The 23299-nt window shown below is 62.3% G+C and carries 27 protein-coding genes, 1 tRNA gene and 3 pseudogenes; 20 read left to right on the forward strand and 11 right to left on the reverse strand.

Going from position 1 to position 23299, the window contains the following annotated elements:
- Window positions 1-564, forward strand: a 564-nt coding sequence (locus DRF71_RS04630; protein WP_198672063.1) for a recombinase family protein, incomplete at its 5' end; no start/stop codon positions are given.
- A 78-nt stretch (window positions 565-642) separates the two neighbouring features.
- On the opposite strand, the gene DRF71_RS04635 is transcribed toward DRF71_RS04630, so the two are convergent.
- Complete coding sequence (locus DRF71_RS04635; RefSeq protein ID WP_112309340.1) at window positions 643-1854, reverse strand: DUF3644 domain-containing protein; 1212 nt, start codon at window positions 1852-1854, stop codon at window positions 643-645.
- Window positions 1855-2078: 224 nt separating this feature from the next.
- Between DRF71_RS04635 and DRF71_RS04640 the strand changes: the two are divergent.
- A pseudogene (locus DRF71_RS04640) lies at window positions 2079-3323 on the forward strand (prohead protease/major capsid protein fusion protein); the annotation flags it as partial.
- Between the two features lie 2 nt (window positions 3324-3325).
- Here DRF71_RS04640 and DRF71_RS04645 read toward each other — a convergent pair.
- On the reverse strand, window positions 3326-3613 hold the full coding sequence (locus DRF71_RS04645) for a type II toxin-antitoxin system RelE/ParE family toxin (RefSeq protein WP_112309341.1): 288 nt from the start codon (window positions 3611-3613) through the stop codon (window positions 3326-3328).
- A gap of 5 nt (window positions 3614-3618) precedes the next feature.
- A complete protein-coding gene (locus tag DRF71_RS04650; RefSeq protein ID WP_112309342.1) occupies window positions 3619-3858 on the reverse strand; it encodes a ribbon-helix-helix domain-containing protein in 240 nt (79 codons plus the stop codon).
- A gap of 71 nt (window positions 3859-3929) precedes the next feature.
- On the opposite strand from DRF71_RS04650, the gene DRF71_RS04655 reads away from it, so the two are divergent.
- The 4 genes from DRF71_RS04655 to DRF71_RS04670 all read left to right on the forward strand — a co-directional run bounded on the left by DRF71_RS04655 (window position 3930) and on the right by DRF71_RS04670 (window position 5452).
- Window positions 3930-4205 (forward strand): DUF2190 family protein, encoded by a 276-nt coding sequence (locus tag DRF71_RS04655; RefSeq protein ID WP_112309343.1) that lies wholly within the window; start codon window positions 3930-3932, stop codon window positions 4203-4205.
- A 59-nt stretch (window positions 4206-4264) separates the two neighbouring features.
- A complete protein-coding gene (locus DRF71_RS28420) occupies window positions 4265-4786 on the forward strand; it encodes a head-tail joining protein (RefSeq protein WP_112309344.1) in 522 nt (173 codons plus the stop codon).
- Between the two features lie 64 nt (window positions 4787-4850).
- Entirely contained in the window at window positions 4851-5108 is a 258-nt protein-coding gene (locus DRF71_RS04665; RefSeq protein ID WP_112309986.1) for a type II toxin-antitoxin system ParD family antitoxin, read from the forward strand.
- Entirely contained in the window at window positions 5108-5452 is a 345-nt protein-coding gene (locus DRF71_RS04670; protein WP_112309345.1) for a type II toxin-antitoxin system RelE/ParE family toxin, read from the forward strand. Before DRF71_RS04665 ends, DRF71_RS04670 begins: the two co-directional genes overlap by 1 nt.
- Before the next feature lie 218 nt (window positions 5453-5670).
- Here the strand turns inward: DRF71_RS04670 and DRF71_RS04675 are convergent, their stop codons facing one another.
- Both DRF71_RS04675 and DRF71_RS28425 read right to left on the reverse strand, forming a co-directional pair.
- On the reverse strand, window positions 5671-5946 hold the full coding sequence (locus DRF71_RS04675) for a hypothetical protein (RefSeq protein ID WP_112309346.1): 276 nt from the start codon (window positions 5944-5946) through the stop codon (window positions 5671-5673).
- A gap of 41 nt (window positions 5947-5987) precedes the next feature.
- On the reverse strand, window positions 5988-6404 hold the full coding sequence (locus tag DRF71_RS28425) for a hypothetical protein (RefSeq protein WP_232831381.1): 417 nt from the start codon (window positions 6402-6404) through the stop codon (window positions 5988-5990).
- Window positions 6405-6487: 83 nt separating this feature from the next.
- Here DRF71_RS28425 and DRF71_RS04685 point away from each other — a divergent pair.
- Window positions 6488-6601: pseudogene (locus DRF71_RS04685) on the forward strand (ATP-binding protein); the annotation flags it as partial.
- Window positions 6602-6827: 226 nt separating this feature from the next.
- Window positions 6828-7637 (forward strand): sulfite exporter TauE/SafE family protein, encoded by an 810-nt coding sequence (locus DRF71_RS04690; protein WP_232831303.1) that lies wholly within the window; start codon window positions 6828-6830, stop codon window positions 7635-7637.
- An 11-nt stretch (window positions 7638-7648) separates the two neighbouring features.
- On the opposite strand, the gene DRF71_RS04695 is transcribed toward DRF71_RS04690, so the two are convergent.
- Both DRF71_RS04695 and DRF71_RS04705 read right to left on the reverse strand, forming a co-directional pair.
- Window positions 7649-7897 (reverse strand): DUF2274 domain-containing protein, encoded by a 249-nt coding sequence (locus DRF71_RS04695; protein WP_112309348.1) that lies wholly within the window; start codon window positions 7895-7897, stop codon window positions 7649-7651.
- A gap of 518 nt (window positions 7898-8415) precedes the next feature.
- Window positions 8416-8604: a hypothetical protein gene (locus DRF71_RS04705; RefSeq protein ID WP_112309349.1), complete on the reverse strand. Its 189-nt coding sequence runs from the start codon at window positions 8602-8604 to the stop codon at window positions 8416-8418.
- A 443-nt stretch (window positions 8605-9047) separates the two neighbouring features.
- Here DRF71_RS04705 and DRF71_RS04710 point away from each other — a divergent pair, with 443 nt between their 5' ends.
- Window positions 9048-9470, forward strand: a complete 423-nt coding sequence (locus DRF71_RS04710; RefSeq protein WP_198672064.1) for a hypothetical protein — start codon at window positions 9048-9050, stop codon at window positions 9468-9470.
- 268 nt (window positions 9471-9738) lie between these two features.
- Window positions 9739-13326, forward strand: coding sequence for an ATP-dependent DNA helicase (locus DRF71_RS04715; protein WP_198672065.1), 3588 nt, complete (start codon window positions 9739-9741; stop codon window positions 13324-13326).
- 40 nt (window positions 13327-13366) lie between these two features.
- On the opposite strand, the gene DRF71_RS04720 is transcribed toward DRF71_RS04715, so the two are convergent.
- Window positions 13367-13684, reverse strand: coding sequence for a hypothetical protein (locus tag DRF71_RS04720; protein WP_232831304.1), 318 nt, complete (start codon window positions 13682-13684; stop codon window positions 13367-13369).
- A gap of 161 nt (window positions 13685-13845) precedes the next feature.
- On the opposite strand from DRF71_RS04720, the gene DRF71_RS29350 reads away from it, so the two are divergent.
- On the forward strand, window positions 13846-14151 hold the full coding sequence (locus DRF71_RS29350; protein WP_112309351.1) for a DUF4357 domain-containing protein: 306 nt from the start codon (window positions 13846-13848) through the stop codon (window positions 14149-14151).
- Between the two features lie 268 nt (window positions 14152-14419).
- On the opposite strand, the gene DRF71_RS04730 is transcribed toward DRF71_RS29350, so the two are convergent.
- Window positions 14420-14509: transfer RNA gene (locus DRF71_RS04730), tRNA-Ser, on the reverse strand.
- 231 nt (window positions 14510-14740) lie between these two features.
- Here DRF71_RS04730 and DRF71_RS04735 point away from each other — a divergent pair.
- The 5 genes and pseudogenes from DRF71_RS04735 (at window position 14741) to DRF71_RS04755 (ending at window position 17940) form a co-directional block, all read left to right on the forward strand.
- Entirely contained in the window at window positions 14741-15679 is a 939-nt protein-coding gene (locus tag DRF71_RS04735) for a hypothetical protein (protein ID WP_112309352.1), read from the forward strand.
- Window positions 15680-15930: 251 nt separating this feature from the next.
- Window positions 15931-16305: pseudogene (rplU, locus tag DRF71_RS04740) on the forward strand (50S ribosomal protein L21); the annotation flags it as partial.
- Window positions 16306-16389: 84 nt separating this feature from the next.
- Window positions 16390-16659, forward strand: coding sequence for a 50S ribosomal protein L27 (gene rpmA / locus DRF71_RS04745; RefSeq protein ID WP_112309354.1), 270 nt, complete (start codon window positions 16390-16392; stop codon window positions 16657-16659).
- A 142-nt stretch (window positions 16660-16801) separates the two neighbouring features.
- The gene (locus tag DRF71_RS04750; protein WP_112309355.1) at window positions 16802-17422 is read left to right on the forward strand and encodes a GNAT family N-acetyltransferase; all 621 of its coding nucleotides are present in this window, start codon (window positions 16802-16804) and stop codon (window positions 17420-17422) included.
- On the forward strand, window positions 17419-17940 hold the full coding sequence (locus DRF71_RS04755) for a GNAT family N-acetyltransferase (RefSeq protein WP_332872041.1): 522 nt from the start codon (window positions 17419-17421) through the stop codon (window positions 17938-17940). The genes DRF71_RS04750 and DRF71_RS04755 overlap by 4 nt, the downstream gene beginning before the upstream one ends.
- A 26-nt stretch (window positions 17941-17966) precedes the next feature.
- Here DRF71_RS04755 and DRF71_RS04760 read toward each other — a convergent pair whose 3' ends face one another.
- Window positions 17967-18851: a PAS domain-containing protein gene (locus tag DRF71_RS04760; RefSeq protein WP_157970927.1), complete on the reverse strand. Its 885-nt coding sequence runs from the start codon at window positions 18849-18851 to the stop codon at window positions 17967-17969.
- A gap of 347 nt (window positions 18852-19198) precedes the next feature.
- Between DRF71_RS04760 and DRF71_RS04765 the strand changes: the two genes are divergently transcribed.
- The 4 genes from DRF71_RS04765 to DRF71_RS04780 are packed head-to-tail and all read left to right on the forward strand — an operon-like array spanning window position 19199 to window position 22315.
- Complete coding sequence (locus tag DRF71_RS04765) at window positions 19199-20092, forward strand: YicC/YloC family endoribonuclease (protein ID WP_112309357.1); 894 nt, start codon at window positions 19199-19201, stop codon at window positions 20090-20092.
- Between the two features lie 17 nt (window positions 20093-20109).
- Complete coding sequence (gene gmk / locus DRF71_RS04770) at window positions 20110-20745, forward strand: guanylate kinase (protein ID WP_112309358.1); 636 nt, start codon at window positions 20110-20112, stop codon at window positions 20743-20745.
- A complete protein-coding gene (locus DRF71_RS04775) occupies window positions 20742-21269 on the forward strand; it encodes a gamma carbonic anhydrase family protein (RefSeq protein ID WP_112309359.1) in 528 nt (175 codons plus the stop codon). Before gmk ends, DRF71_RS04775 begins: the two co-directional genes overlap by 4 nt.
- Window positions 21270-21274: 5 nt before the next feature.
- Window positions 21275-22315 carry a sensor histidine kinase gene (locus DRF71_RS04780; RefSeq protein ID WP_112309360.1) on the forward strand — a complete coding sequence of 347 codons (1041 nt, stop codon included), beginning with the start codon at window positions 21275-21277 and terminating at the stop codon, window positions 22313-22315.
- On the opposite strand, the gene DRF71_RS04785 is transcribed toward DRF71_RS04780, so the two are convergent.
- Window positions 22316-23260 carry a nucleoside hydrolase gene (locus DRF71_RS04785; RefSeq protein ID WP_112309361.1) on the reverse strand — a complete coding sequence of 315 codons (945 nt, stop codon included), beginning with the start codon at window positions 23258-23260 and terminating at the stop codon, window positions 22316-22318.
- Between the last annotated feature and the right edge of the window lie 39 nt (window positions 23261-23299).

Genomic DNA, 23299 nt, shown 5'->3' on the forward strand with positions numbered 1-23299 from the left:
AGGCTGATCATCGCCTACGATCATAGCCGGTGGGGACGCTTCCAGCGCCCTTATGAGTCCGCATACTACGCCTTCAAATGCCTGAATGCCGGCGTGGAGATTCACTTCTGTGCCGGTGGTTTCTCCAACGATATGGGGCCGCTGGCCGAGCTTGCCTGGACCTTTAGCAGCATGGAAGCCGGGAACTACAGCCGCATCCTGTCCGTGAAAGTCTGGGCGGGGCAGTGTCGGCTCATCCGCCTTGGCTATCGCCAGGGAGGGCCGCCGGGCTACGGCTTGCGGCGCGTCTTGCTGGATGAAAGCGGGGCGATGAAGTTCGTGCTGAAACGGGGCGAGCGCAAAAGCCTGCAAACGGATCGGGTCATCCTCAGGCCTGGTCCCGCAGCGGAAGTGCGACGGGTCAGGTGGATATACGATCAGTTCACCACGCGCGGCCAATCCGAGGCGGCAATCGCCCGAGATCTTAACGCAAAGGGCATACTGACCGATCTGGAGCGGCCCTGGACACGTGGCACTGTCCATCAGATTCTGACGAACGAAAAATATATCGGGATCATATTTTAGCCGGATCCCGCCGCGGGATCCGGCCAAAGCGCGTTGGAGATTGATAATGGCCGCGCGGACTGGAGTGGACCGGCGCCATCATCGAAATCTGTCGCCTTCCGCCTCGCAGCTCAGCCGCACCTGATCTATCCATCGGTCGAACCAGACCCAGTTGCCGTAATCACCGACACATCCGAAGCCCTTGCCCGGATTTTTCGCGTCGAGCCGCTTCCATAGCTGCGTATGGTCATGCGTGCGGAATTTCGGGAAGTCTGCGGCCTGGATTTTCTCTACGACCTTTTTGGGCGGATACCGATCCTTGTTAACCTCTTTGAGGATGATCTTGCTGATCTCGCCGGCCTCATCGCTGCCACTGGAAACGATATGAACCGCGGTGTCGGCCGCGCCGGGTTTCTTCGCCACCATTGGCACGAAGCCATAGGAGATGCGGTAAGCTGGGTCCTTCATCTCCTCCTCAGTCAGGCCATGCTCGAACGCGTCGATTGCCGCCTCGACATGCTTTGGAAGGCCGAATGCTTTCTTCAGGGCGGCCCGCTGTTCTGCACCGAAGGAGACGAACTGCAGTGCGAGCGGCAGGCGTTTCTCCAGCCCATACTGCGCCCCGAACTCTTTCTTCAGCATGTCGTTGAAATTCAGAGCGCAGGACTGCAGCTTCGCACCAAGCGCATCGTCAATCCGATTGGTCGAGCGGTGTTCGATCTCATGGCGGATCTCGATCAGAAACTCGAGGTTCTTGGCCGCCCCGCCCTTCACGGGGCACTTCGGCTGCTTGAGGCAGTGGCCAAGCTCCCAGAATTTTTCGGCACCCTCCTTGGTCGTCTGCCCCGTATACCGGTAGTCAATCCCCTCCCGACGGAACCAGGCGTGGAGAAGATATGTCCAGGCGATAACGGCGGTGACGATGAACAACTCGGCCCGGAAAGTCAGACCGGCGGAATTGAAGGTCTGGACCCCGGCGATCATCGCTTCCCGCGCCTTGATAAGCAGTTCATCGCCGCGAATGCTCAGGCCGGTCGTATGATCGATGTCCGGCCATGTAGACAGAAATGCGTCCAGGTCGTCGTCGGTCGCGGGCTTTGTGGCTTTGTGCTTCGCCTCGGTCCGGATTTCTCCGATCAGCCGATGGTTCACGGTGCGGGTCGGTCGCGTGAAATAGGCCAGGATGTCCTGGTCGTTCGTGAATGCCCCGCCCCGAGCGATCATCGCCTTGATCAGCGCGACCTCCCAGTGTTCCAGGGTGTTACCCCGTCGGCGCCTGACCTTCTTCGCGCCGTTTTCCTGATCCGCCATCCCTAGAACCCCCCGAGTGTGAACGGCAGGCAAATCAACTGCATGCCTAGAGCACTATCCAGGGAGCCCGGCGAGCAGGCAAGCCGGGACATCGCCACGGTTTTCAAGGGATAAGAATCAAAGCCCGGCGCTTTGCGTGCCAGAGCCTAGTTTTCTCAGACCGAACGCTAGAAATAATTCTGCACGGTATCACCCTATAGGGCCGATACACAGCTTACCGTGTTTCCACGATCTATGATCTGGCTGGTCGCTTGAACCTCGATCGCAGCTTTGCCGAGGATCTGGTCAAGCGCGGCGTCAGCGTCGACGAATCCCGTCGCCTGATCCTCGACCAGGTCGCCGCCAAATCGGATGAGACCCGGACCTTCCCGCATGTCTCGATCCCTCTCGGCGGTCGGGACGAGCGCATCACCCGCCGCGATGCCGTGGCCAATGCCCTGCTGCACCGCTACAGCCCGACACTGTTCCAGCTGGACGACTCTGCGCGCCAATACCGCGGCATGTCGCTCCTGGAACTGGCCCGCGAAAGCCTGACCAATGCCGGGGTCAACACGCGCGGCCTGTCGCGCGATGAGGTGGCGACGCGCTCGCTGCATTCCACCTCCGACTTCCCTGAAATCCTGTCGGCCGTCACCAACAAGACCCTGCGCCAAGCTTACGAGACCTATCCCCGCACCTACATGCTGTTCTGCCGCCAGGTGCTGGCCACCGACTTCAAGGCCATGCACCGGGTCCAGCTCGGCGAAGCGCCGCAGCTGCTCGAGGTCGGCGAGAGCGGCGAGTTCAAGCGTGGCACGCTCGGCGAGTCGAAGGAGAGCTACCGCGTGAAGACCTATGGTCGGGTGGTCGCGATCACCCGCCAGACCTTGATCAACGACGATCTCGACGCCTTCACCCGGATCCCGGCGATGTACGGCAACTCGATTGCGCAGCTGGAAAGCGACGTGGTCTGGGGCGTGATCACTTCGAACCCCGCCATGGCCGACGGCAACGCGCTGTTCCACACCAATCACAAGAATCTCGCGGGCACCGGCGCGGCGCTGGCGGTCGAGGCGGTTGGCGCGGCCCGCGCCGCGATGGCCAAGCAGACCGGTCTCGACAAGAAGACGGTGCAGAACGTCCGCCCCGCCTTCCTGATCGTGCCCGCCTCGCTGGAACTGAAGGCCGAGCAGCTGGTGGCACAGAACCTGATCCCCGCCGCAACCGCCAACGTCGTGCCGCAGTCGATCCGCACCCTCGCGCCGATCAGCGAGCCCCGCCTTGATGCCGCCAGCGAGACCGCCTGGTATCTGGCGGCGAGCCCCAACCAGATTGACACCATCGAGTACGCCTATCTCGAGGGCCAGCAGGGCGCCTACATCGAGACGCGCAACGGTTTCGACGTCGACGGCGTCGAGATCAAGTGTCGCCTCGACTTCGGCGCCAAGGCCATCGACTGGCGCGGCCTCTACAAGAACCCGGGCGCGTAAGGTCAGAACAACCCGTAGAGGTCGCGCCGTCCGTGCACGGCGCGGACGATCTTGATGCCGTCATCCGTGATCCGATAGAGCAGCAGGTAGGAGCCGCTGACCAGATAGCTCAGCCCGGGGCGGATATCGTCCCGCGCCGGGCCCATCTGCGGGTTTTGGGCCAGATGGCTGGCGGCCTCGTCCAGACGGTCGAGCACGCGGTCGGCGGCGGCAGGGTCGTCGGCTGCGATATGCGTCCAGATCGCAATCAGATCCTCGCGGGCGGCCCGCGCGAAGAACACCCGCGGCATAGGCGTCAGGAAACGCTTCTACGGCGACGCGCCTCGCGCTTGATGTCCGCCATCGTCGTGCCGGGGTCGCAGCGCCCGCTGGCCAGCCCCTCGTCCCACAACTGCCCGACGACGCGCCGCGCCCGCCATTCGCGCAACGCCTCGCGAACCACCTCGCTCGAGGAGGCGTAGGCCCCGCTGCCCACGGCTTCCTGAAGCACTGCGGCATGCTCGTCGGTAATGGAAATGCTGATCTTGCCGGCCATGTCCGATCCTCCTGCCGCAAAGGTAGGAAAAATTCGCACTCCTTGCAACAGGCACCAGAAGGAACACCCCCATGAAAAACTACGTCCAGCCCGGCAACACCATCACCCTGACGGCGCCCTATGCCGTCGCCTCGGGCGATGGCCTGCTCGTCGGCTCCATCTTCGGCGTGGCCGCTGGCACCGCCGCCCTTGGCGAAGCGGTCGAGGCCGCGCTCGTCGGCGTCTGCGACCTGAAGAAGGTCGCCTCGCAGGCATGGGCCGCCGGCGACAAGATCTACTGGGACAACACGGCGAAGAATACGACCAAGACCCTGACCTCGAACACGCTGATCGGTGAGGCGACCTAGGCAGTCGCGGGCGGCGCCACCGACCTGATCGGCCGGGTGCGGCTGAACGGCGCGTTCTGATGGGCGCCTTTGCCGCCGCCGTCGGCGCGCTCTTCGCCGATCCGAACATGGGGCGGGATGCGATCTACACCGCCGGCGGCGCGCCCGTTCTGGTGCGTGTCGTCGCCCGGCGTGCCGATGCCGTTACCGACTTCGCCGATGCGCGACTGTGGTCTGAAACCACCCGCGTCGATTTGCGCGTGGCCGAGGTGCCAAACCCGCGTCCCGGCGACCGGATCGAGATCGACGGCGACGCTTTCCTCACCCCCGGCGAATGGGAACGCCGCACGGGGTTGCGCCTGCGGTTCATCTATCGCCGAAGGGGGCCGAGCCTGCTGGTGGCCGAAGGGCGGCTGAACACAAAGGGCCGGGCGGTGGCGTCAAAGTCGAAAACCGGAAGGGGCGTCGTCACCGCGCCGATCTTCCTGCTGGTGCCGCAGGTCAAGCTGCCGAAGCGGCTGGATCTCGCGCGGGATGCCGAGCGGGCGCACGACGCTGTGCCGGGGCTGATCGTGGCGAAGTGGGCTAAGGGCAGGTTCTGAACGATCATGGTCGACATGGAAGGGGTATTGGCATATATTGCCAATGATCTGCATGGAGACACACATGGCCACGCGAAACGTTGTTTTGACCGATACGCAATCCGACTTGGTCGACCGGCTGGTTGCCTCGGGCCGCTATCAGAATGCGTCCGAAGCGCTGCGGGCGGGGTTGCGTCTGCTGGAACGCGAGGAAAGTGAACTGGGTGACCTGCGCGCGCGGCTGAGCGCAGGCCTGGAACAGGCGCGTCGTGGCGATCTGGCAGAGGGAAGTGGCGAGGATGCGGTTCGCCGCGCATTCGCCGCCGCGCGCACCGGGTCCTGATGCCAAAACCCTGGCGCCTGACGCGCGCGGCCGAAGCCGCGCTGATCGACATTGCAAACTGGACGCTGGAAACCTTCGGACCACGGCAGGCGGCGGCCTATGAAGAAGACCTGATTGCCCGCTGTCAGGAAATCGCGTCGGGCACCGCCTTGTCACAGGAATGCCGCCGCCTGATAGACCCCGATCTGCCGGAAAACCTGCGTTTCGTGCGCGCCGGGCAGCATTTCGTGATCTTCATCGAGGATGCGGCGCAGGTGATCATCATCGATTTCCTGCATGGCCGGTCCGACCTGCCGCGCCGTCTGGCGAACTTGCCAACCGAGAGACGTGACAAGGATCACTGAAGCCGGGCCGGGCCCGGAGAACCGGGACAACAATGACCACTCCTCGCGAAACCATCCTCGCCGCGCTGCACGCGCGGCTCTCGACGCTGTATGTGGAGACGGATTACTAAGTCCGCGTGGAGCACCTAGGCGCATCCGCCAGGGTAAACATGGCGAGTGTGACATTGCTCTAACCAGCGTGAGGGGAGAGGCTTCTGATTCAATATCTACATACTGTGTCAAAGCCCAAGAAGTACCCGAAGCCTTCGTTCTATGCTTGCGGAATCAATGCCGTTCTCTTCAGTGGTGGTCACAAGTATTCCTTCGTCGCCTTTGCCATCTTCTTCAAGCAACACCCCTTGGGCGCGATACCAGTCCACCTTCGCCAACCATCGGCGTCGATAGGCCGGTTCAGATAGCATCCCAAGGTGTTCCAAAATGATGCGCATAACCGAACGGAGCCATGAATGCTCCGCGTTCTGCTGCGCACGCCGGAAGCCGCGCACCATCAGCATCCCAATCAATTCCAGCTAGACTTGACTCGAAATCGTCGTCCTTAGTTTCCGACACTCTCGGCAAGACCAAACAGGACGTGTTTCCCCGCGGATTCCAGCCGCCTGCGGCGGTATTCCGCTTCCAGCAGGGCAACGGCTTCTTCGTCAGACAGTTCGGCATAATCGGGAACGGGTTGAGATTCCCGTTGCAGGATCAGTTCACGCGGGACCAGCGCCGCGACCATACGCAGATAATTCGCCGGATCGTCTGCACGAAGCCGAGCTATGGCATCGGCCCCATGCGTGGCAAAGTCATCGGCAATCGCCGTCATCAACAGTTCGGTCAGCCGGTTTCGCGATCCCTTCGGCCTGCCGCCGCCGGTATTGCCCGTTAGGAAACGGCCATCGGAACCGCGAACGACAGCCGGGCGGTCGGGCATGTTGTCGAAAGTGCCGGGGGGTGGAACAGATCGCTGCATGTCATCACTCGCAGATTGGCGCATGGCGGTGGCAGGTCGAAGCCGCACTACCAGCCCCGCCTTCTTCCAGATCGGCGACGTGGACCCACCGCTGCCACATTCTCGAGACCGGGAACGACAGCGTCCGATTCAAGGCCAGCTCAGCCATGGCAACCCGAAAAAGAAAGGAGATCGCCCAGCCCTTGACCCAAGCCTGAACTCCGGAACATAATCCTCAGGTAGCTCAGCTCGCGACGGAAAACCCGGGTCAGTTCTGCGTGGAAATCAACAGATGAAGCTTTAATTTGGCGACGATAGTTCGCGTATGTCGCTGATCCAATGCGGTGAAGCGGGCGAAGCCTTCGGCATCGGCAAGCGTCCTGAAGATCGCGATTGTTCCGATACTTCCGAAAATGGTAAAGCGGCCTATGGCGGCGTTGGGGCATGGACGTTCAGATCGATGCCGGCATACGTGTTCAGGGGAAGCTCAAGGAGGCGCTGACACCATTGGACACTGAGGCGATCTTACTATCGGCGGCTTTCCTGGTGATTGCGCTGGTCTATGCAGCGGTCGGACAGGCTGGAGCGTCAGGCTATATCGCCGCGATGGCGCTGTTCGGATTCGCGCCTATGGCGATGAAAACGACCGCTCTCACCCTGAACCTTCTTGTCGCAGCCATCGGCACAGTCCACTTCCTAAAGGCCGGGCGGTTATCGTGGCGCAACGTCTATCCCTTCGCATTGCTCGGCTTCCCGTTCTCCATTCTTGGCGGGGCAATCCATCTTCCTGAAGACATATACTATCCGGTCGTCGGGATCGTGCTCGTGCTTTCGGCCCTCCAGATGGGCCGCTCAGCCCTCCGAAAAGGAACGACCGTTTATGCCGAGCCGGTTGCGCCGCCGTTCCTCGCGGCGCTGGCAACAGGCGCTGTCATCGGATTCGTTTCGGGAACCACGGGCACCGGAGGCGGTGTGTTCCTCGCGCCGGTTATCCTCGCGATGAACTGGGCAACGGCACACCAGACAGCGGCCACAACGGCCCTATACAACCTGATGAACTCTGCCGCCGCGCTTCTCGGTGCCTACGCTTTCTGGGATCAGCTTCCGACGACGACCTTACCGTGGTGGCTGATAGCGGTTGCGGTGGGCGGATCGCTGGGGGCATTTGTCGGAAGCAGATACCTCTCCGACCGCTGGCTGCGTGGCATCCTCGCAGTTCTTCTGCTGGTGTCGGGGGTCAAGCTCCTTTGGTAGTGGTTGGAAATTCAGCAAATCACTCTTTCCCCTCCCTGCGTCCTCGTCATGCGCCAAGCCTTGGCGAGCCCCCGATCTGTCGCCATGAACCGATCCCGCATTGGCATGATCAGCGTCATGGGATCGGCGGCGGGCCGGCCGCTTTCGCGGGCCAGCATCTCGGCACAGGCGATCAGATCGCGGTTGAGGGTTGCGGGCAGCTCCAGCGTGATCTTCACGGGCTTAGCGCCGGAAGGCGGGCCGGGGTTCAGTTTCGTCATGCTCAACCTCCTGTACCTTGATCGGTCAACCAAGATTTGAGAGGAGCAGGTGTCAGGCGACGAAATCGAAACACCTTATTAATGTACCTCGCCATGCCCGATCTGTTCCTTTAAAAACGAGAGGACCGGGGGTGCCTTCGACGGGATGGCCCCTTCATCAGAATCACGAATGCCTGGATCACTTCCCAGCACCTCTCCTGCGGGGTTACTGATTCGATACGCACGGGCTTCCTTCCATCATGCCTCGGTGGGGAGCGGGTCAGTGCCTTCGCTCAGGATTGCGAGATTACCCCGGTAACTGAAAACGCGGCCCCGTCTGCGGCCGGTAACTTCTTCGACGATACCGAACCGCTCCAGATCGGCGAGCACCGCATTGACCGTGGGGCCGACAGGCCCGTTTGGTGAACGAGTTGGTTCGCCGTCAGATACCGGCAGGCGCCCGTAGTGGTCACCGATGAGGGAGAGCATTGGCCAGGATACCAGCCGGGGAAGATCGCAGCTCTCAGGTGAGGTTGTGATCACCCCATCAGCGTGGCATCCTGTGCTACGGTGATGATCGCGGCGCCTTCCTTGTATCGGATGCCGAACCGGCGCTTCGGATAGGGCGCGATCATTCCCATGCTCTCTGAGGTCGCTGACACGCCAAGCGCCAGAAGCACCTCGATCACCTCCAGATGGAACTCCGGTGTGCCGCCGAGGAAGCGCACTCGCGCCTGCTTTATCCGATCACGTCGAAAGGACTGTGAAAATACGAAACTATGCCTCCGAGGCGCGGATATCTCGTTTAAATGCGCTCGTGGTTGAGGCGAAACGGCGCGAAGTCGTTGCGTTGCCGAAATCTTCGGTCGAAAGCTGGCTTGGCCTCCTGGCAACGACCGAACCGGTCATGGCCAAGCGAGTTCTCGCTTTCGTCGGAGATCTTTTGTCGTCGGGATCCCGCTACCAGATACATAGTGTCCCGCAAGCCCGCCTGATCCCGACGACGGCTGGCTGGCATTGTTTGCTACGCCCACAACGCTGAACGACAAGAGCCGCGATGCTCTCATAAGCTGTTGTCGATCGCCCGACCTCGCGGCTAGTCTGTTCTTCGTGGAGAGGGCGTTCTGGGACAGCTAACGCGGATGTTTCCATTTGATTTTTTGAGGCGTGCATGGATGTTCGCAACCACGAAACCGAACTGAAGCAGCTCGCCGAGTTCGTTCACGACGAGTGCCAGAAGCGCCTCAAGGCCTACGAGGCGCAGCCGCGAGACGCGTCCGAGCATTTCGAAACCGAGAACGAAGTGCTGTCTGGCGGATACGCGTACCGTCAGTTGTACGAATTGGTGCAGAATGCAGCCGACGCGATCCTCGAGGCCGCGGAGCCGCAAGGACGAATTCATGTATTCCTCTCCCCTCGTCGGCTTGAGGCAGCCAACACCGGGGCCGCCTTGGACGAACCAGGGATTGTGGCGCTTCGGGGCCCAGCCAATGGCGGCACCACGCACTGTGAAATCATGACAGTGGAAGACAACATACTCAATTTCCGAGATCGTCTTGCATACCACTTCTGCAGGCGCTTTTTTGATACTTAAGGCAGTGCGCGCTGCCCTGCAGGAAGGAATGCCAATGATCGCCGGAGCAAGACGATTGCCCACCATGCACGTTTCTGTCCGTGTTCCATGGCACGACAGTCGCTGGGCAGGGAAAACTTGCGCCAATCCGCGGGGGAACACGTCCTGCCTGATCCTGCCGAGGGTGGCGGAAAGCAAGGACGACGATTTCGAGACGAGCATCGCTGGTGCCGCCTGGGATCCCGACGGCGCTCGGCTACCGGCATGCGCCGCAGAACGTGGAGCATTCATGGCACCCTTCGGATATGCCCGGAGGGTTCGTCACCCCTACAGTCACGACCCCAGATACAAGCATTTCCAAGAAGGCTACTTCCATCATCCGGCTTATTCGGCTGCGGCTGTTCCTTTCGCCTGGATGATGAAGAATTCGGATGACGGGATCCCTGATCGTGCCAAGGCCTACAAGATCGACTTCCGACCCGAACTCGAGCCCGACCTCGAATTCGATAAGCTCTGGGTTCAGGAACGCCGGAACCAGCTTGCGATGCTCGACACGTTCTTCGGCGCAATCACACCCGAGGAATCTCTTGTATTCTTCTATGCCAAGAGAACGCCGCTGACGGATGACGGGCGGCGAGTCATTGTCGGCATAGGTCGCGTTCTCAAGGTCGACCCTTCTGTCGAGTACATCTACGAGAAGGGCGCGCCATCGGACGCGATGCGCTGTGTCCTGTGGGAGCGCAATCTGCATCATTCGATACGGCCAGACATCAAGGACGGCTTTCTTCTTCCCTATCACGAACTGATTGATCTGGCTGAAAAAGACCCCAGCATCGATCTGTCGAGCCTTGTGCTTCATGCGCCCGAGGAACAATGGGACGCATTCTCAATGGGCACCGAGCATGTGACGCATGATCAAGCGATCACGGTTCTGCTCGCCTGCGCGTCGCTGCTTGAGCGGCTTGAAAGGGTAGTTCCTGGCAATTGGTCCGCCGCTCGGGGCTGGGTCGACACTCAGCTGAACAGAATCTGGCGGCTTCGGGGTGCCTTTCCCGGCCTTGGCTCAGCACTGACAGCTTTCGGATTGACTCACGGTACTCTTGTCGCACACGCCGTTGGTCAGCAGCTGCACGCCGACGGATCTCAGGAGGTGCGCGATCCTTGGCCGCTCGTTGAAAAAGTGCTTCACGAGCCGACCCTGCTCGCTCCCGATTTGGCAGCGACAATTGGTTCTACTGCGGCAAAACTCTGGGGCAGCCTGAAGCCAGAGCGGCGGGCGCTGCTCAAGCTGCTTGCCAGATCCGAGATCACTGCCGATCAGGCGACCCGATGGTTTGTAGCGGAAGAGCGCACGCGGGTTGGCATCACAGCTACCGACGCAGAAATCTTAGCCAACCCGTATATTTGCTTCGAAGACGATCGAGGGCGCATCGACCCAATTTCGGCAGCAGTGATTGATCGTGGACTGTTCCCCGACGCGACGGTTGCGGCAGCGACGCCCGTACCTGATCCCTCCCGCTGTGCGGAGGCGATTGATCCCCGTCGCGGCCGCGCCTTGATGATCGCCACGCTCGATCGAGCAGCAGGCGAAGGGCATACCTTGCTTCCCCAATCTTGGCTCGTGCAACGCGTCCGCGACCTCGACATCTCACCCCCATGCGCAATCGGCGCCGATTGGATCGAGGCGTTTGGCACATTCTTGAAGGAAAGGATCGCTGTTGGCCGTATGGCGGATGGCACCCCCGCATGGCAGCTCCAGGAGTATGCAGAGTCACGCGACCTCATCTCGGCTCGTGTGAAACGGCGCCTTGCGGGCAAACGGCATGCCGACGAGCACGATTGGCGGGCCCTTATCGACCGACAGCTTCCGCCGTTTGCTGCGGCGAGTGAACCCGAGACGGAGGAGCTAGCGCGCACCGAAAAAGCCAGAGCCCTGGAGGAAATTTATCGGTCTCGGTTTTCGGTTTTGATCGGGCCTGCCGGTACGGGCAAGACGAGCCTTTTGACCGCCCTGCTGTCGTTACCGTCTGTCACCGCCGGGGGTGTCCTCCTGCTCGCCCCGACCGGCAAAGCGAGGGTTCAGATGCAGAAGCGGGCCAACAATGCGAAAGCTTACACACTTGCGCAGTTCTTGTTGGCACTCGGACGTTATGACCCACTGACCGGGGCCTATCGCGTTACGGATGATACTAACCGCGAACGCGGCTTCAAGACTGTCGTCATCGACGAGTGCTCGATGCTGACCGAGGACCAATTGGCGGCCACCCTTGATGCCATTGAGACAACAACCGTCGAACGATTGATCTTGGTGGGCGATCCGAGGCAGCTCCCGCCGATTGGCGCGGGTCGCCCCTTTGTCGACATCGTCCGCTATTTGAACGACGGCTCTGCCACCGCAGCCAGCAAGGCACCACTCGGTTATGCGGAACTCAAGATCGTGCGCCGGCAGACCGAGCAATCAGTTGCGGCGGGACAGCCGCCAGCAGCGCGGGACGACATCATCTTGTCGAGATGGTTCGGGGGAGAGGCTCCCGATCCCGGTGCCGATGAAGCTTGGGATCGTCTAGCTAGCGGCAAGTCGATCGGCATTCGAGCTGTTCGCTGGGAAGGCGACACCGAACTCCAGACAAAGCTTCTTGCCGAGATCAAGGCGACGACCCGAGCCATTTCGCGCAAGCAAGGCTTCGACGACGAGCGGGAGGACGCCACCTTCGAAATTAGCCTCGGCGGTCGTCCATATAATAAGGCGGTCTACTTCAACCTGTCGCGTTCGGAAAAGGACGCCAAGGGCGTCGAAAGCGGTCGTGGTGGAGGCGCCGACGCTGAAGCATGGCAGATCCTCTCGCCGGTGCGCGCCGGGGAGACTGGTGTGGACGGACTGAATCGATGGCTCCAGAAGTCCTTCCGGCGGCAAGCGCGCCTGTGGGCCGAGCCCGAAAAGTACTGGGAACGGAAGACCTGTAAGCCGTTGGGAGCCCAAGGGATCTTGTATGGCGACAAGGTAATCAATGTCGCCAATGGGAGACGGTACGACGTCTATCCTAAAATGGACAAAGGTTATCTCGCGAACGGAGAGATCGGAATTGTCGTTGGGCAGTTCAAAGGGAGCAGCTGGAAGCCGAAGGGACTCCCGTGGAAGATCGAGGTCGAATTCTCTACGCAGCTTGGATTCAAGTTTGGCTTTGGAGGCAACGATTTCGGCGATGAAGGTGAATCGCCTCTGGAACTTGCGTATGCTTTGACTATTCACAAAGCCCAAGGCAGCGAATTCGGAACTACGTTTATCGTGATCCCGAATCCCTGCCGCCTGCTTTCGCGCGAACTGCTCTACACTGCATTGACTCGTCAACGCGAAGAAGTGGTCCTATTTCACCAAGGCGACCTTCGGGCCCTCCTAAAGCAGTCTTTATCCGAGCATTCCGAGACCGCCCGTCGTCTGACAAATCTGTTCTCCGATCCCAAGCCTGTCGAGCATGTTGGGGCATTCCTTGAAGAAGGTCTCATTCACCGCACCACCCGCGGCGAGCTAGTCCGCTCAAAATCGGAGGTGATCATTGCCAATCTGCTTCACGCCCTTGGCATTACCTACGCCTACGAACAACCCTTCACCGGGAGGGACGGCAGCGTTCGATATCCTGACTTCACGATTGAAGATGCTGAGACTGGTCGGCGCGTCTTTCTTGAGCATCTTGGGATGATGTCTGAACCGGCTTATAGGCGCCGCTGGCTTGCGAAGCTCGACTGGTACCGCTCTCAGGGAGTGTTGCCGGAAGACGAAGGCGAGGGTGATTTAGGGATTCTTGTGACAACGAGCGAGGAGAACGGGATCGACTCTGTTAAAATAAAAGAGAAGCTGCGCGCTATCCTTGCGATTTGAATAGTGCGCTGGAAAAATCTGCAGAACTCGGAAGGCGCACTTAATTCTGCTCATTCCTTGATCCTCGGATGTTGCGGTCGTCTGCGACGATCATCCGAAGGTCGACTTCGGGCTGATCCCACTTTCCCGCAACCGACATCCATTTCTCGATCTCGGCCTGCAAGGCCGGATTTCCGGCATGAAGTTGGAAAGTGTAGAGGCGATTTACGACATCCCGCATGAGTGACCGCATCTCTTCGTCGTCGATCCGGGAGACGTCGCGCCATGGGATACGGTTGCCGTCGGCGTCGAGGACAATGACGTCGGACCAATCGCCGGTCTTTGTAGCGGGCACAATCCCGGCGTGCAGATCTTCCAAGCGGGAGTTCCGGACACACAGCATCGCCATCGCCTTGGGTTGCGTAAACTGCAACTCCAGTAAGGGCGATCAGCCAGTGTCGGTGCCGGACTTCCTCTGGCCGGACCTCGACAATACGCTTCGTGCTTTCGACTACGGTCCAGGTGGTTTGGTCAAATCGAATGCCACATTGGACCCGGCTATCAGGGCTAAGGCCGACGCACTTATCACGCTCAACGCCTACTATCCCCAAGGGCACTCACGCGCTTCGGGATACGCTTCTGAAGTCGGGCGTCCTTCGCGTTGACGCCAGCATGTTGGTCTTCGCCAGCGATTACAGTTTCACATCAGCTTCGGCAGCCGCAGCAACGGTAATTGGAGCCAGCGCGAACGGACGCATACTGTGGAAGCTTGCAGACGGGAGGTGCTACGCAGACTGGGAGGCAGAGGGCACGCTGACTCAAGCCGAGCCTGGGGCGAACGGATGAAGAGAGGTTGGATCCCGGTCCGCTCTGCATGCGCATGGAACCCGACAACAGTTGCCGCAGGGATCACACATTAAGCTACCAAAATCAGCGGGTTAACTCACTGAACCATACAGGCTTGGTTGACAGGTCCAGAGAGTATCTGCCGTGAGAGACCGACTTCGGCCCTGCTGGCACTTGAGCCGGTTGACAGCCCCTCCCGCATAACCCCCGAAAACAACGGAAAAATCCGGCCGCAGCCGGACCCTGAGAACGCTTTCGCTAGGGCAAGTGGCGGAGAGGGTGGGATTCGAACCCACGGTGGGCGCAAACCCACAACGGTTTTCGAGACCGCCCCGATCGACCACTCCGGCACCTCTCCGCGCTTAGGGGGTCGTCTATAGCGGCGGGGTTTAGCTGCGTGTTTCGTCAAGCGCAAGCCCGTTTCGGGACGATTTTTTCTCCGACGCGCATTTTTCGGGGTGGCACGCGCTGGTCCTGGGATCCGGGTGTGCTCGTGAACCTGCGCACGCAGGTTTGAGCACCTGGCCACTTGGACTTCGCGACAGGTCTGCATAGGCTGCGGATGCTGAGGGCAGGCAGGAGTGACGGGATGCGGCGCGGGGATATCGGGCAGGTGCCAGCGAAAGAGCTTCGCGATATGCGGGGGCGGGGCTGGCTGCTTTCGGCGGGGCTGGCGGTTCTTATGGCTGGGCTGCCGCCTCAGATGATGACGGCGGCGCATGCCGAAACCAATGCCGGGACCAGCGCCGCCACGACAGCAGATGCTGCCGCGATGGCAGCGCTGGAGGAGAGCCTCGGGCTGGACGCGCTTTTCCCCGTTCTCGCGCGCGAGGGACAGAATTACGGTGACGATCTTGACCAGAGCATGTTCGCGGGCAAAGGCGGTGTGCGCTGGCAGGCCATTGTCGCCCGGATCTATGAGCCTGGCCGGCTGCGGGCGCGGTTCTCGGCAAACCTTGCCGGGGCGCTCTCCGGCAAGCCGCAGGTGGTTGCGGATGCGCAGGCGTTTTTCTCCTCCGGAACCGGCCAGGCGATCGTCGCCCGGGAGGTCGAGGCGCGGGAAAGCCTGCTGAACCCGGATAAGAAAGAAGCGGCCGAGGTTGCGGCCGAAAAGCTGCGCGATACCCGCTCGCCCCGGCTGAGACTGATCCGCAGCCTGATCGAGGCGGGCGATCTGGTCGAGGGCAATGTCGCCAGCGGGCTGACCGGCTCGGCAGCCTTCAGCGAGGCGGTCATCGCCACACAACCGCCGGAACAAAGGCTCCCCGAGGCCGACCGCATGGCGCAGGTCTGGGCGCAGGAGGGCGATATCCGCGCCAGCACCACCGCCTGGCTCCTGACCTTCATGGTCGAGGCTTATGCGCCGCTGAGCGATGCCGACCTGGAACGCTTTGTCGCCTTCGCCAAAAGCGACAGCGGCCGGGCGCTGAACCAGGCGCTGTTTGCCGCCTATGGCGAGACTTTCCGCGTGGTGATGCAGGAACTGGGCCATGAGGCCGGGCAGGTTCTGCTGGGGTCACGGATCTGAGCGACAAAAGGCGGGCAGGGCGGGAACCACACAGGCCCTGCTCATATCCTGCCCATATCCTGAATGACTTGACGGGGCCGGCAATGCAGACCATAAGCGCGCATCTTCCCCGGGATGCGAATCCCGGGGCGGATTCTTTTTGAACATCATCCGGTGACGGATGCGCTGTCCGAAGGCGGGGAAACCCGAAACGCCAGAGGCCGTATCGGCCAAAGGGGCCGCAGGACGCGGGCAATGAAGGAAGACAGACTATGACCTTTGCGGTCCTGAAAACAGGCGGCAAGCAATACAAGGTGCAGGCGGGTGACGTTCTGCGCGTGGAAAAGCTTGATGCCGTCGCTGGTGAAAAAGTCCAGTTCAATGAAATCCTGATGGTGGACAGCACCGTCGGCGCTCCGCTGGTGGCGGGCGCTGCTGTGCAGGCCGAAGTGATCGACCAGATCAAAGGCCCGAAAACCATCCACTTCGTCAAGCGCCGCCGCAAGCACTCCTCGCAGCGCACCAAAGGCCACCGTCAGCACCTGACGCTGGTTCGCGTGACCGAAGTTCTAGCAGCAGGCGCCGACAAGTCGGGCGTCAAAGCTGCAACCGGCACCGCTGATGCGCGCCGTACCGCCCATGAAGCCCCGGGCGCTGCCAAAGCCGCTCCGGAAGCTGCCGAGAAACCGAAGCGCGCCCGCAAGGCCGCTGCTGCAGAGGAGTAATCCCCCATGGCAACGAAAAAGGCAGGCGGCTCATCCCGCAACGGTCGCGACTCCGCTGGTCGTCGTCTTGGTGTGAAACTCTATGGCGGCCAGGCTGTCATTCCGGGCAACATCATCGTGCGCCAGCGCGGCACCACCTTCTTCCCGGGTGAGGGCGTCGGCATGGGCCGCGACCACACGATCTATGCGGTCACCGAAGGCGCTGTCACGTTCCGTAAGGGCCTCAAGGGTCGCACTTTTATTTCGGTCCTCCCGGTCGCGGAGGCGGCCGAGTAAGCCGAACCTTTACATTTGGAATGTATCGGAGGGATCGGCATAAAAGCCGGTCCCTTTTCTCATTTCCGCCGCGGAAAAACCCGGATGGGCATGGGAAAAGGGGAGAACGATACCCACATGAGCTTCGAGCAGGAGGGAAGCCATGGAATTCGAGACGATTCGTGGCCCCGGGCCTTATGGCGCCGGGAAGGGAATCGCCGCAAGGCAGGCGCTGCCGGCGGATGTCAGCGACACCCGTATCGCGGCGGGGCGCTTTGTGCTGCGGCCGGTCAGGGCGGCGGATGCCGGGCTGATCGCCCATTATGCCAGCGACAAACGCGTGGCCGAGGCGACGCAGAACATTCCGCATCCGTTTCCGCCCGGCGCGGCCGAGGCTTTCGTGAACCGCGCGATGAACCATGACCGGCCGGGCTCGGTCTGGGTGATGGACGGGTCAGAACATGGGCTGTCAGAGCTTTTGGGCGTGATCAGCCTGAAACCGATGGAGGTGAAGGCTGGGCGCTCGGGCCAGTCCGAGGTCGCCTATTGGGTCGCGCCGGTTTTCTGGAATACCGGCATCGCCTCCGAGGCGGTGCGTGCGCTGGTGGGAGCGAATCCGCTGGAGGATTGCACCTATTTCGCCGAGGTGTTCCAGGACAATCCCGGCTCGGCCCGGGTGCTGACCAATGCCGGGTTTGAATATCTCGGCGATGCCGAGGCGTTTTCGGTTGCGCGCAATGCGATCGTGCCGACCTGGACCTATATCCGCAAGATGGTGAAATGATGCAGATCCGCGATGCCATTGATCAGGATGCTGCCGGAATCGCGGATATCTACAATCACGCGGTGCTGCACACGACCGCGATCTGGAACGAGGCCACGGTCGATGCGGCGAACCGCATCGACTGGATGGCGGCGCGGCGGGAGGCGGGCTATCCGGTTCTGGTCGCGGTGGAACCCGATGGTGACGTTACCGGCTATGCCTCTTACGGCGCCTGGCGGGCCTTTGACGGCTATCGGCTGACGGTAGAACATTCGGTCTATGTCGGCACTGCTTATCGGGGGCTTGGCCTTGCCAATGCGCTGATGGAGGCGCTGATCGCACGGGCGCGCGACCAGGGGCTGCATGTGATGATCGCCGGGATCGAGGCAGAGAACACCGCCTCGCTGGCGCTGCATCGCAAGCTGGGTTTCAGCGAAGGCGCGGTGCTGCCCCAGGTCGGGCAGAAATTCGGCCGCTGGCTGGATCTGCATTTTATGAGTCTGCAACTCGATGAGCGTGACACGCCCTCGGCCGGGTAAGGCGCGCAGGTCCCGGCGGCCAGCGCTCAGTCCGACGAATGCACCAGCCGCAGTTTCGGCCGCGCGGGCGCATCGGTCAAACCGGGCGCCTGTGCCTCACCCTGATCTGCGCCAGCCTGTTGGGGGCCAGTCTGTTGAGGGTCGGTCTTTAGCGGGGCGGTCTTTAGCGGAGGGGCCAGATAATCGGCGGGCTTTTCGGCAAAGGCGTAATCCGGAACCGCAGCACCGCCAGCTTCGCCGAAACTTCCCTCGCGCGCCTTTCCCTGACCAAAACATGGCTGGGCGAAACCTGACTGGCCAAAACCTGACCGGGCGAAATCGGGCAGGGTGACCGGATGGGTCGGGGCGCCGGAGGCCGCTTTGATCCGCTGGCCGAGACGCTCTTCCACCACACTGCCAACCATAAACCGGCGCGGCGCGCGGCCGATCTCACCGACCGTTGACAGGCAGCCCAGCACCGCCGGTTGCCCGCGCAGCGGCGCAGCCAGCGGCAAGAGCAAGAGCCGCGCCGTCAGCGCCGGGCGGCCGAAACCGCCCTCGGCCTGCAATTCCATCGTCACCAGCGAATTATGATTGCAGACGCGTTCAACCGTATGGGCCAAAGCCGGCCGCGCTTCGGCCAGGAACATCGCCGACAGCGGCAGGCCTTGCATATCCACCCCGGACGGCGCCGAGACCCGACGCCCGGCGATTCTCAGCCGCAGCAGCCCGTCACCGATCCGCTCGGCCAGAAAGACATCCTCAAGGGCCGGCAGCAATCCGCGTGGATCCAGCGCCGCAGGGGCGGGCAGGGCGCCCCCGGGCCCGATCAGCCCTTCCCAATAGCCCCGCACCCTTTGCAGGCTGAGAAAGCGGGCCTCATCAGCCGGGTCGCGGCGTGCCGGTCCGAGATTGAAATAATCCTGTGTCAAACACGCCTCCTGCACCTTGCCGGATGGCTCCGGAGCCAAATGTGCCTGTACCCGAAACTTGTAACGCCCCCGCGCCCAGGTTTTTGCCCGTTGCCGCACTTCTGCCCGTTCTCACGGGGCCTGTCCATCACCGCCCCGGTAACCACCCGCGAAACAGTGATTTTCTACCCCGTTGCCCGGCATGCAACCAAGGCAGGCAGAGAAAGAGACTGTCGCATCGGTGTCGTCGCCATCATGTATAGAATAGACCAAAATCTGACAGGTTTGCATGGAAATCTCTTAAAATGGTAAAGACCATCCATAGGAGTCAGAACAGGCCGGGGCATCCGGGCTGACGGGAGTTTAATTTGACCATTTCAATGACGGGATTTGCGGCCGGGCGCGGCCAGGGGGCAGGGTTCACCTGGACCTGGGATCTGCGCTCGGTCAATGGCAAGGGGCTGGATCTGCGGCTCCGGGTGCCGGACTGGGTCGACGGGCTTGAGGCGGGGCTGCGGGCAGAGCTGCAAAAGGCGCTCGGGCGCGGCAATGTCAGCCTGTCCTTGCGGCTGAGCCGGGACGAAGGCGCCCAGACCGGGCCAAGGCTGAATGGAGAGGCGCTCGACGCGGTGCTGCGGCTGGCCGCAGAGGTGGCCGCGCGGGCGGAGGCCTCGGGGCTGGCGCTTGCCCCGGTGACGGCGGCCGATCTGATGGCGATGCGTGGCGTGGTCGAGACCACGGCGGCAGAGGAGGATACCGCGCCGCTGGCAGGCGCCATTCTCGCCGATCTGCCGGCGCTGATCCAGGCCTTCAACGCTTCGCGCGCGGCCGAGGGGCTGGCGCTGAACGGGGTGATCTCGGGTCAGGTGCAGAGCGTCACCGATCTGGTCGGCGCCGCAAAGACCGCCGCCGAGGCACGCCGCCCGAAAGCGCGCGAGGCTCTGGGCGAGGCGCTGACCCGGATCGGCCAGAATGCCGAGGGCTTTGACGAGACCCGCGTGGCCCAGGAACTGGCGCTGATGGCGGTCAAGGCCGATGTCACCGAAGAGATTGACCGCCTGACCGCCCATCTGGCCGCCGCGCGCGCGCTGCTGGCAGATCAGGCGCCGGTCGGGCGGAAATTCGACTTCCTGATGCAGGAATTCCTGCGCGAGGCGAATACGCTTTTGTCGAAGTCGCAGGATATCGGGCTGACCCGGATCGGTCTTGACCTGAAGACCGTGATCGACCAGATGCGCGAGCAGGTGCAGAATGTCGAATAGGCTGAGGGAGGCGTAATTTGGCGCGGCGCGGGCTTTTGCTTATCCTTTCCTCGCCTTCGGGCGCGGGCAAATCCACCATGGCGCGGCGGTTGATGGACTGGGATCCGACGCTGAGATTCTCGGTCTCTGCCACGACGCGCAAGCCGCGCCCGGGCGAGGAGCACGGCGTCCATTACTGGTTTCACGACCATGACGGCTTTCGCGCCATTGTGGACCAGGGCGGCATGCTGGAACATGCCGAGGTCTTCGGCAATTTCTACGGCAGCCCGCGCGCGCCGGTGGATGCCGCGATGAGCGAGGGCCGCGATACGCTTTTCGACGTCGACTGGCAGGGCGGCCAGCAGATCCGCAATTCTGCGCTTGGCCGCGATGCGGTCTCGGTCTTCATCCTGCCGCCCTCGATCGCGGCGCTGGACAGCCGGCTGCGCGGGCGCGGCCAGGATTCGGATGAGGTGATCCGGGGCCGGATGGAGAAAAGCCGCGATGAGATCAGCCATTGGGCCGAATATGATTATGTCCTGGTCAATGACGACCAGGATGCGTGTTTCGAGCGGCTGCGCGCCATCATCACCGCCGAGCGTCTGAAACGCGAAAGACAGCCCGATCTGGCCGGATTCGTGCGCGGTCTCAATGAGGAGTTTCTTGCAAGATGATCTGGGACCTTGATGGAAACGCTCCGGAAATCGACCCGGAGGCCTGGGTGGCACCCTCGGCCGATCTGATGGGCAAGGTGCGGCTGGGCCCTGGCGCCAGTGTCTGGTTCGGGGCGGTGCTGCGCGGTGATAACGAGCTGATTGATGTGGGTGCGGGCTCGAACATCCAGGAGAATTCGGTGCTGCACACAGATATGGGCTATCCGCTGGTGATCGGCGCCAATTGCACCATCGGCCATAAGGCCATGCTGCATGGCTGCGAGATCGGCGAGGGCTCGCTGATCGGCATGGGGGCGACGGTGCTGAACGGGGCAAAGATCGGCAAGGGCTGCCTGATCGGAGCCTGCGCGCTGATCACCGAGGGCAAAGTCATTCCGGATTACAGCCTTGTCATGGGCAGTCCGGGCAAGGTGGTGCGCGTGCTGGATGCCGGGGCCCAGGCCCTGCTGATCCGCTCGGCCGAGGGCTATATGGCCAATGCGCGCCGCTTTCGGGCCGGGCTGAAACCGGTATCCGGGGCCTGATCCGGATGACGGGCGGGGAAATAGAGGAAGACGGGCTGATCGTTCAGGTGCTGGACGGCATTCCGCTGCCGGCCTTCACGCTGGATGAGCGCGACACGGTTCGGGCCGCCAATGTACAGGCGCTGGCGATCCTTGGCGAAAAGGCGCGTGGCCGCAATCTGGCGCTGTCTTTGCGCGGGCCGGAATTGCTGGACGCGGTTGCCGGCGCCCGCTCGGACGGGGCGACGCGGCGGATCCTGGTGCGGCTGCCTGACGAGGCGCAGTTTCGGGTCAGGGTTTCGGCCTTGCCCGATGCCGATCCGCCACAGGTGATCTGCGTCATGCAGGATGTCACCTCGGAGGCCCAGAACGAGGCGATCCGCCGCGAATTCGTCGCCAATGTCAGCCATGAGCTGCGCACGCCGCTGACCGCGATGATGGGCTTTATCGAGACGTTGCAAAGCGCCGCAAAGGATGATCCGGTGGCGCGGGACCGGTTCCTTGGCATCATGTCGCGCGAGGCGGGGCGGATGAACCGGCTGGTGCGCGATTTGCTGCAACTGAGCCGGGTCGAGGCGGAAGAACGGGTTCGTCCGCGCGAAGCTATTGATCTGACAGGAATATTGCGCTCGGCCTCGTCTTCGGTGCGACAAGTGGCCGAGGATCACGGCTGCCCGATCCTGTTTCGGGGGCTGGAGGGGCGGGTGCCGGTGCCGGGTGATGCCGACCAGCTGACCCAGGTTTTCCTCAACCTTATGGAAAATGCGGTGAAATACGGCGCCCGCGACAAGCCGGTGACGGTGACCATCTCGCGTGAGACCACCTCGCGCGGGCCGGCGATCCGGGTCGATGTCGCCGATCAGGGCGAGGGGATCGACGCGATCCACCTGCCGCGCCTGACCGAGCGGTTCTACCGGGTCGATACCCACCGCTCACGCGCCGAGGGTGGCACCGGGCTGGGCCTTGCCATCGTGAAACACATCATCAACCGCCATCGCGGCCGGCTGAGGATCGAGAGCGAAAAGGGCAGGGGTTCGGTGTTTTCCGTGATCCTGCCCGAGGACTGATCAGAGCCGGGCAATCCGCTCGGTCAGCAGCGCATAAAAGCCGTCGCGGTCGACCGATCCGATGAACAGCGCATTGGGCGCGCGTTTCGTCACCCGCCACCAGTCGGCGACCGTCATGCCGAGGGTCAGCGCGGATTGCGTCTCGATTTCGACATTGATGAAACGGCCATCGAACAGATCCGGGCGCAGCATCCAGGCGATGACGCAGGGGTCATGCAGCGGGGCGCCTTCGGTGCCGTATTTCTGGGTGTCGTAGCGCTCGAAGAAATCGGTCCAGGCGGCCACCGCCGCGCCGGCGCGGGTGCCAAGGGCGCGCAGCCCTTCGATCCAGGCACGCGAGGTCAGCGCCTTATGGGTGACATCAAGCGGCAGCACCACCAGATCGACGCCCGAGCGGAAGACGATGTCGGCGGCTTCGGGATCGACATAGATGTTGAACTCGGCCGCCGGGGTGACATTGCCGCCCTCGAACAACGCGCCGCCCATCAGCACGATGCGCTTCACCCGCGCGATGATATCGGGGGCGCGGGTGAAGGCGGTGGCGATATTGGTCAGCGGCCCGAGGGTACAGAGCGTGACCGTACCCGTCTCTTCGCGGCGCAATGTGTCGATGATGAAATCGACGCCGTGGCCGGGGGCGGCGGTCAGCGCGGGCTCGCCAAGGTCGATCCCGTCAAGGCCGGTCGCGCCATGGACCTCTTCGGCGGTGACACTCTCGCGGTGCAGTGGCCGGTCGCAGCCGGCAAAGACAGGTACGTCCTGCCGCCCCGAAAGCCCGACCACATTCAGCGCGTTGCGGACCGTCAGCGGCAGCGGCACATTGCCGGCCACCACGGTCACGCCCAGCACCTGCAGTTCCCCGGGGCTGGCAAGCGCCAGCAGGATCGCCACCGCATCATCCTGGCCCGGATCGGTGTCGATGATAATCTTCTGTTGCTCTGCCATCTGTCCCTGCCTGCGCTCTGGCGCGATTGCCGCAGGGCC

The organism is Pseudogemmobacter bohemicus, from assembly GCF_003290025.1.
GTDB classification, from domain to species: domain Bacteria; phylum Pseudomonadota; class Alphaproteobacteria; order Rhodobacterales; family Rhodobacteraceae; genus Pseudogemmobacter; species Pseudogemmobacter bohemicus.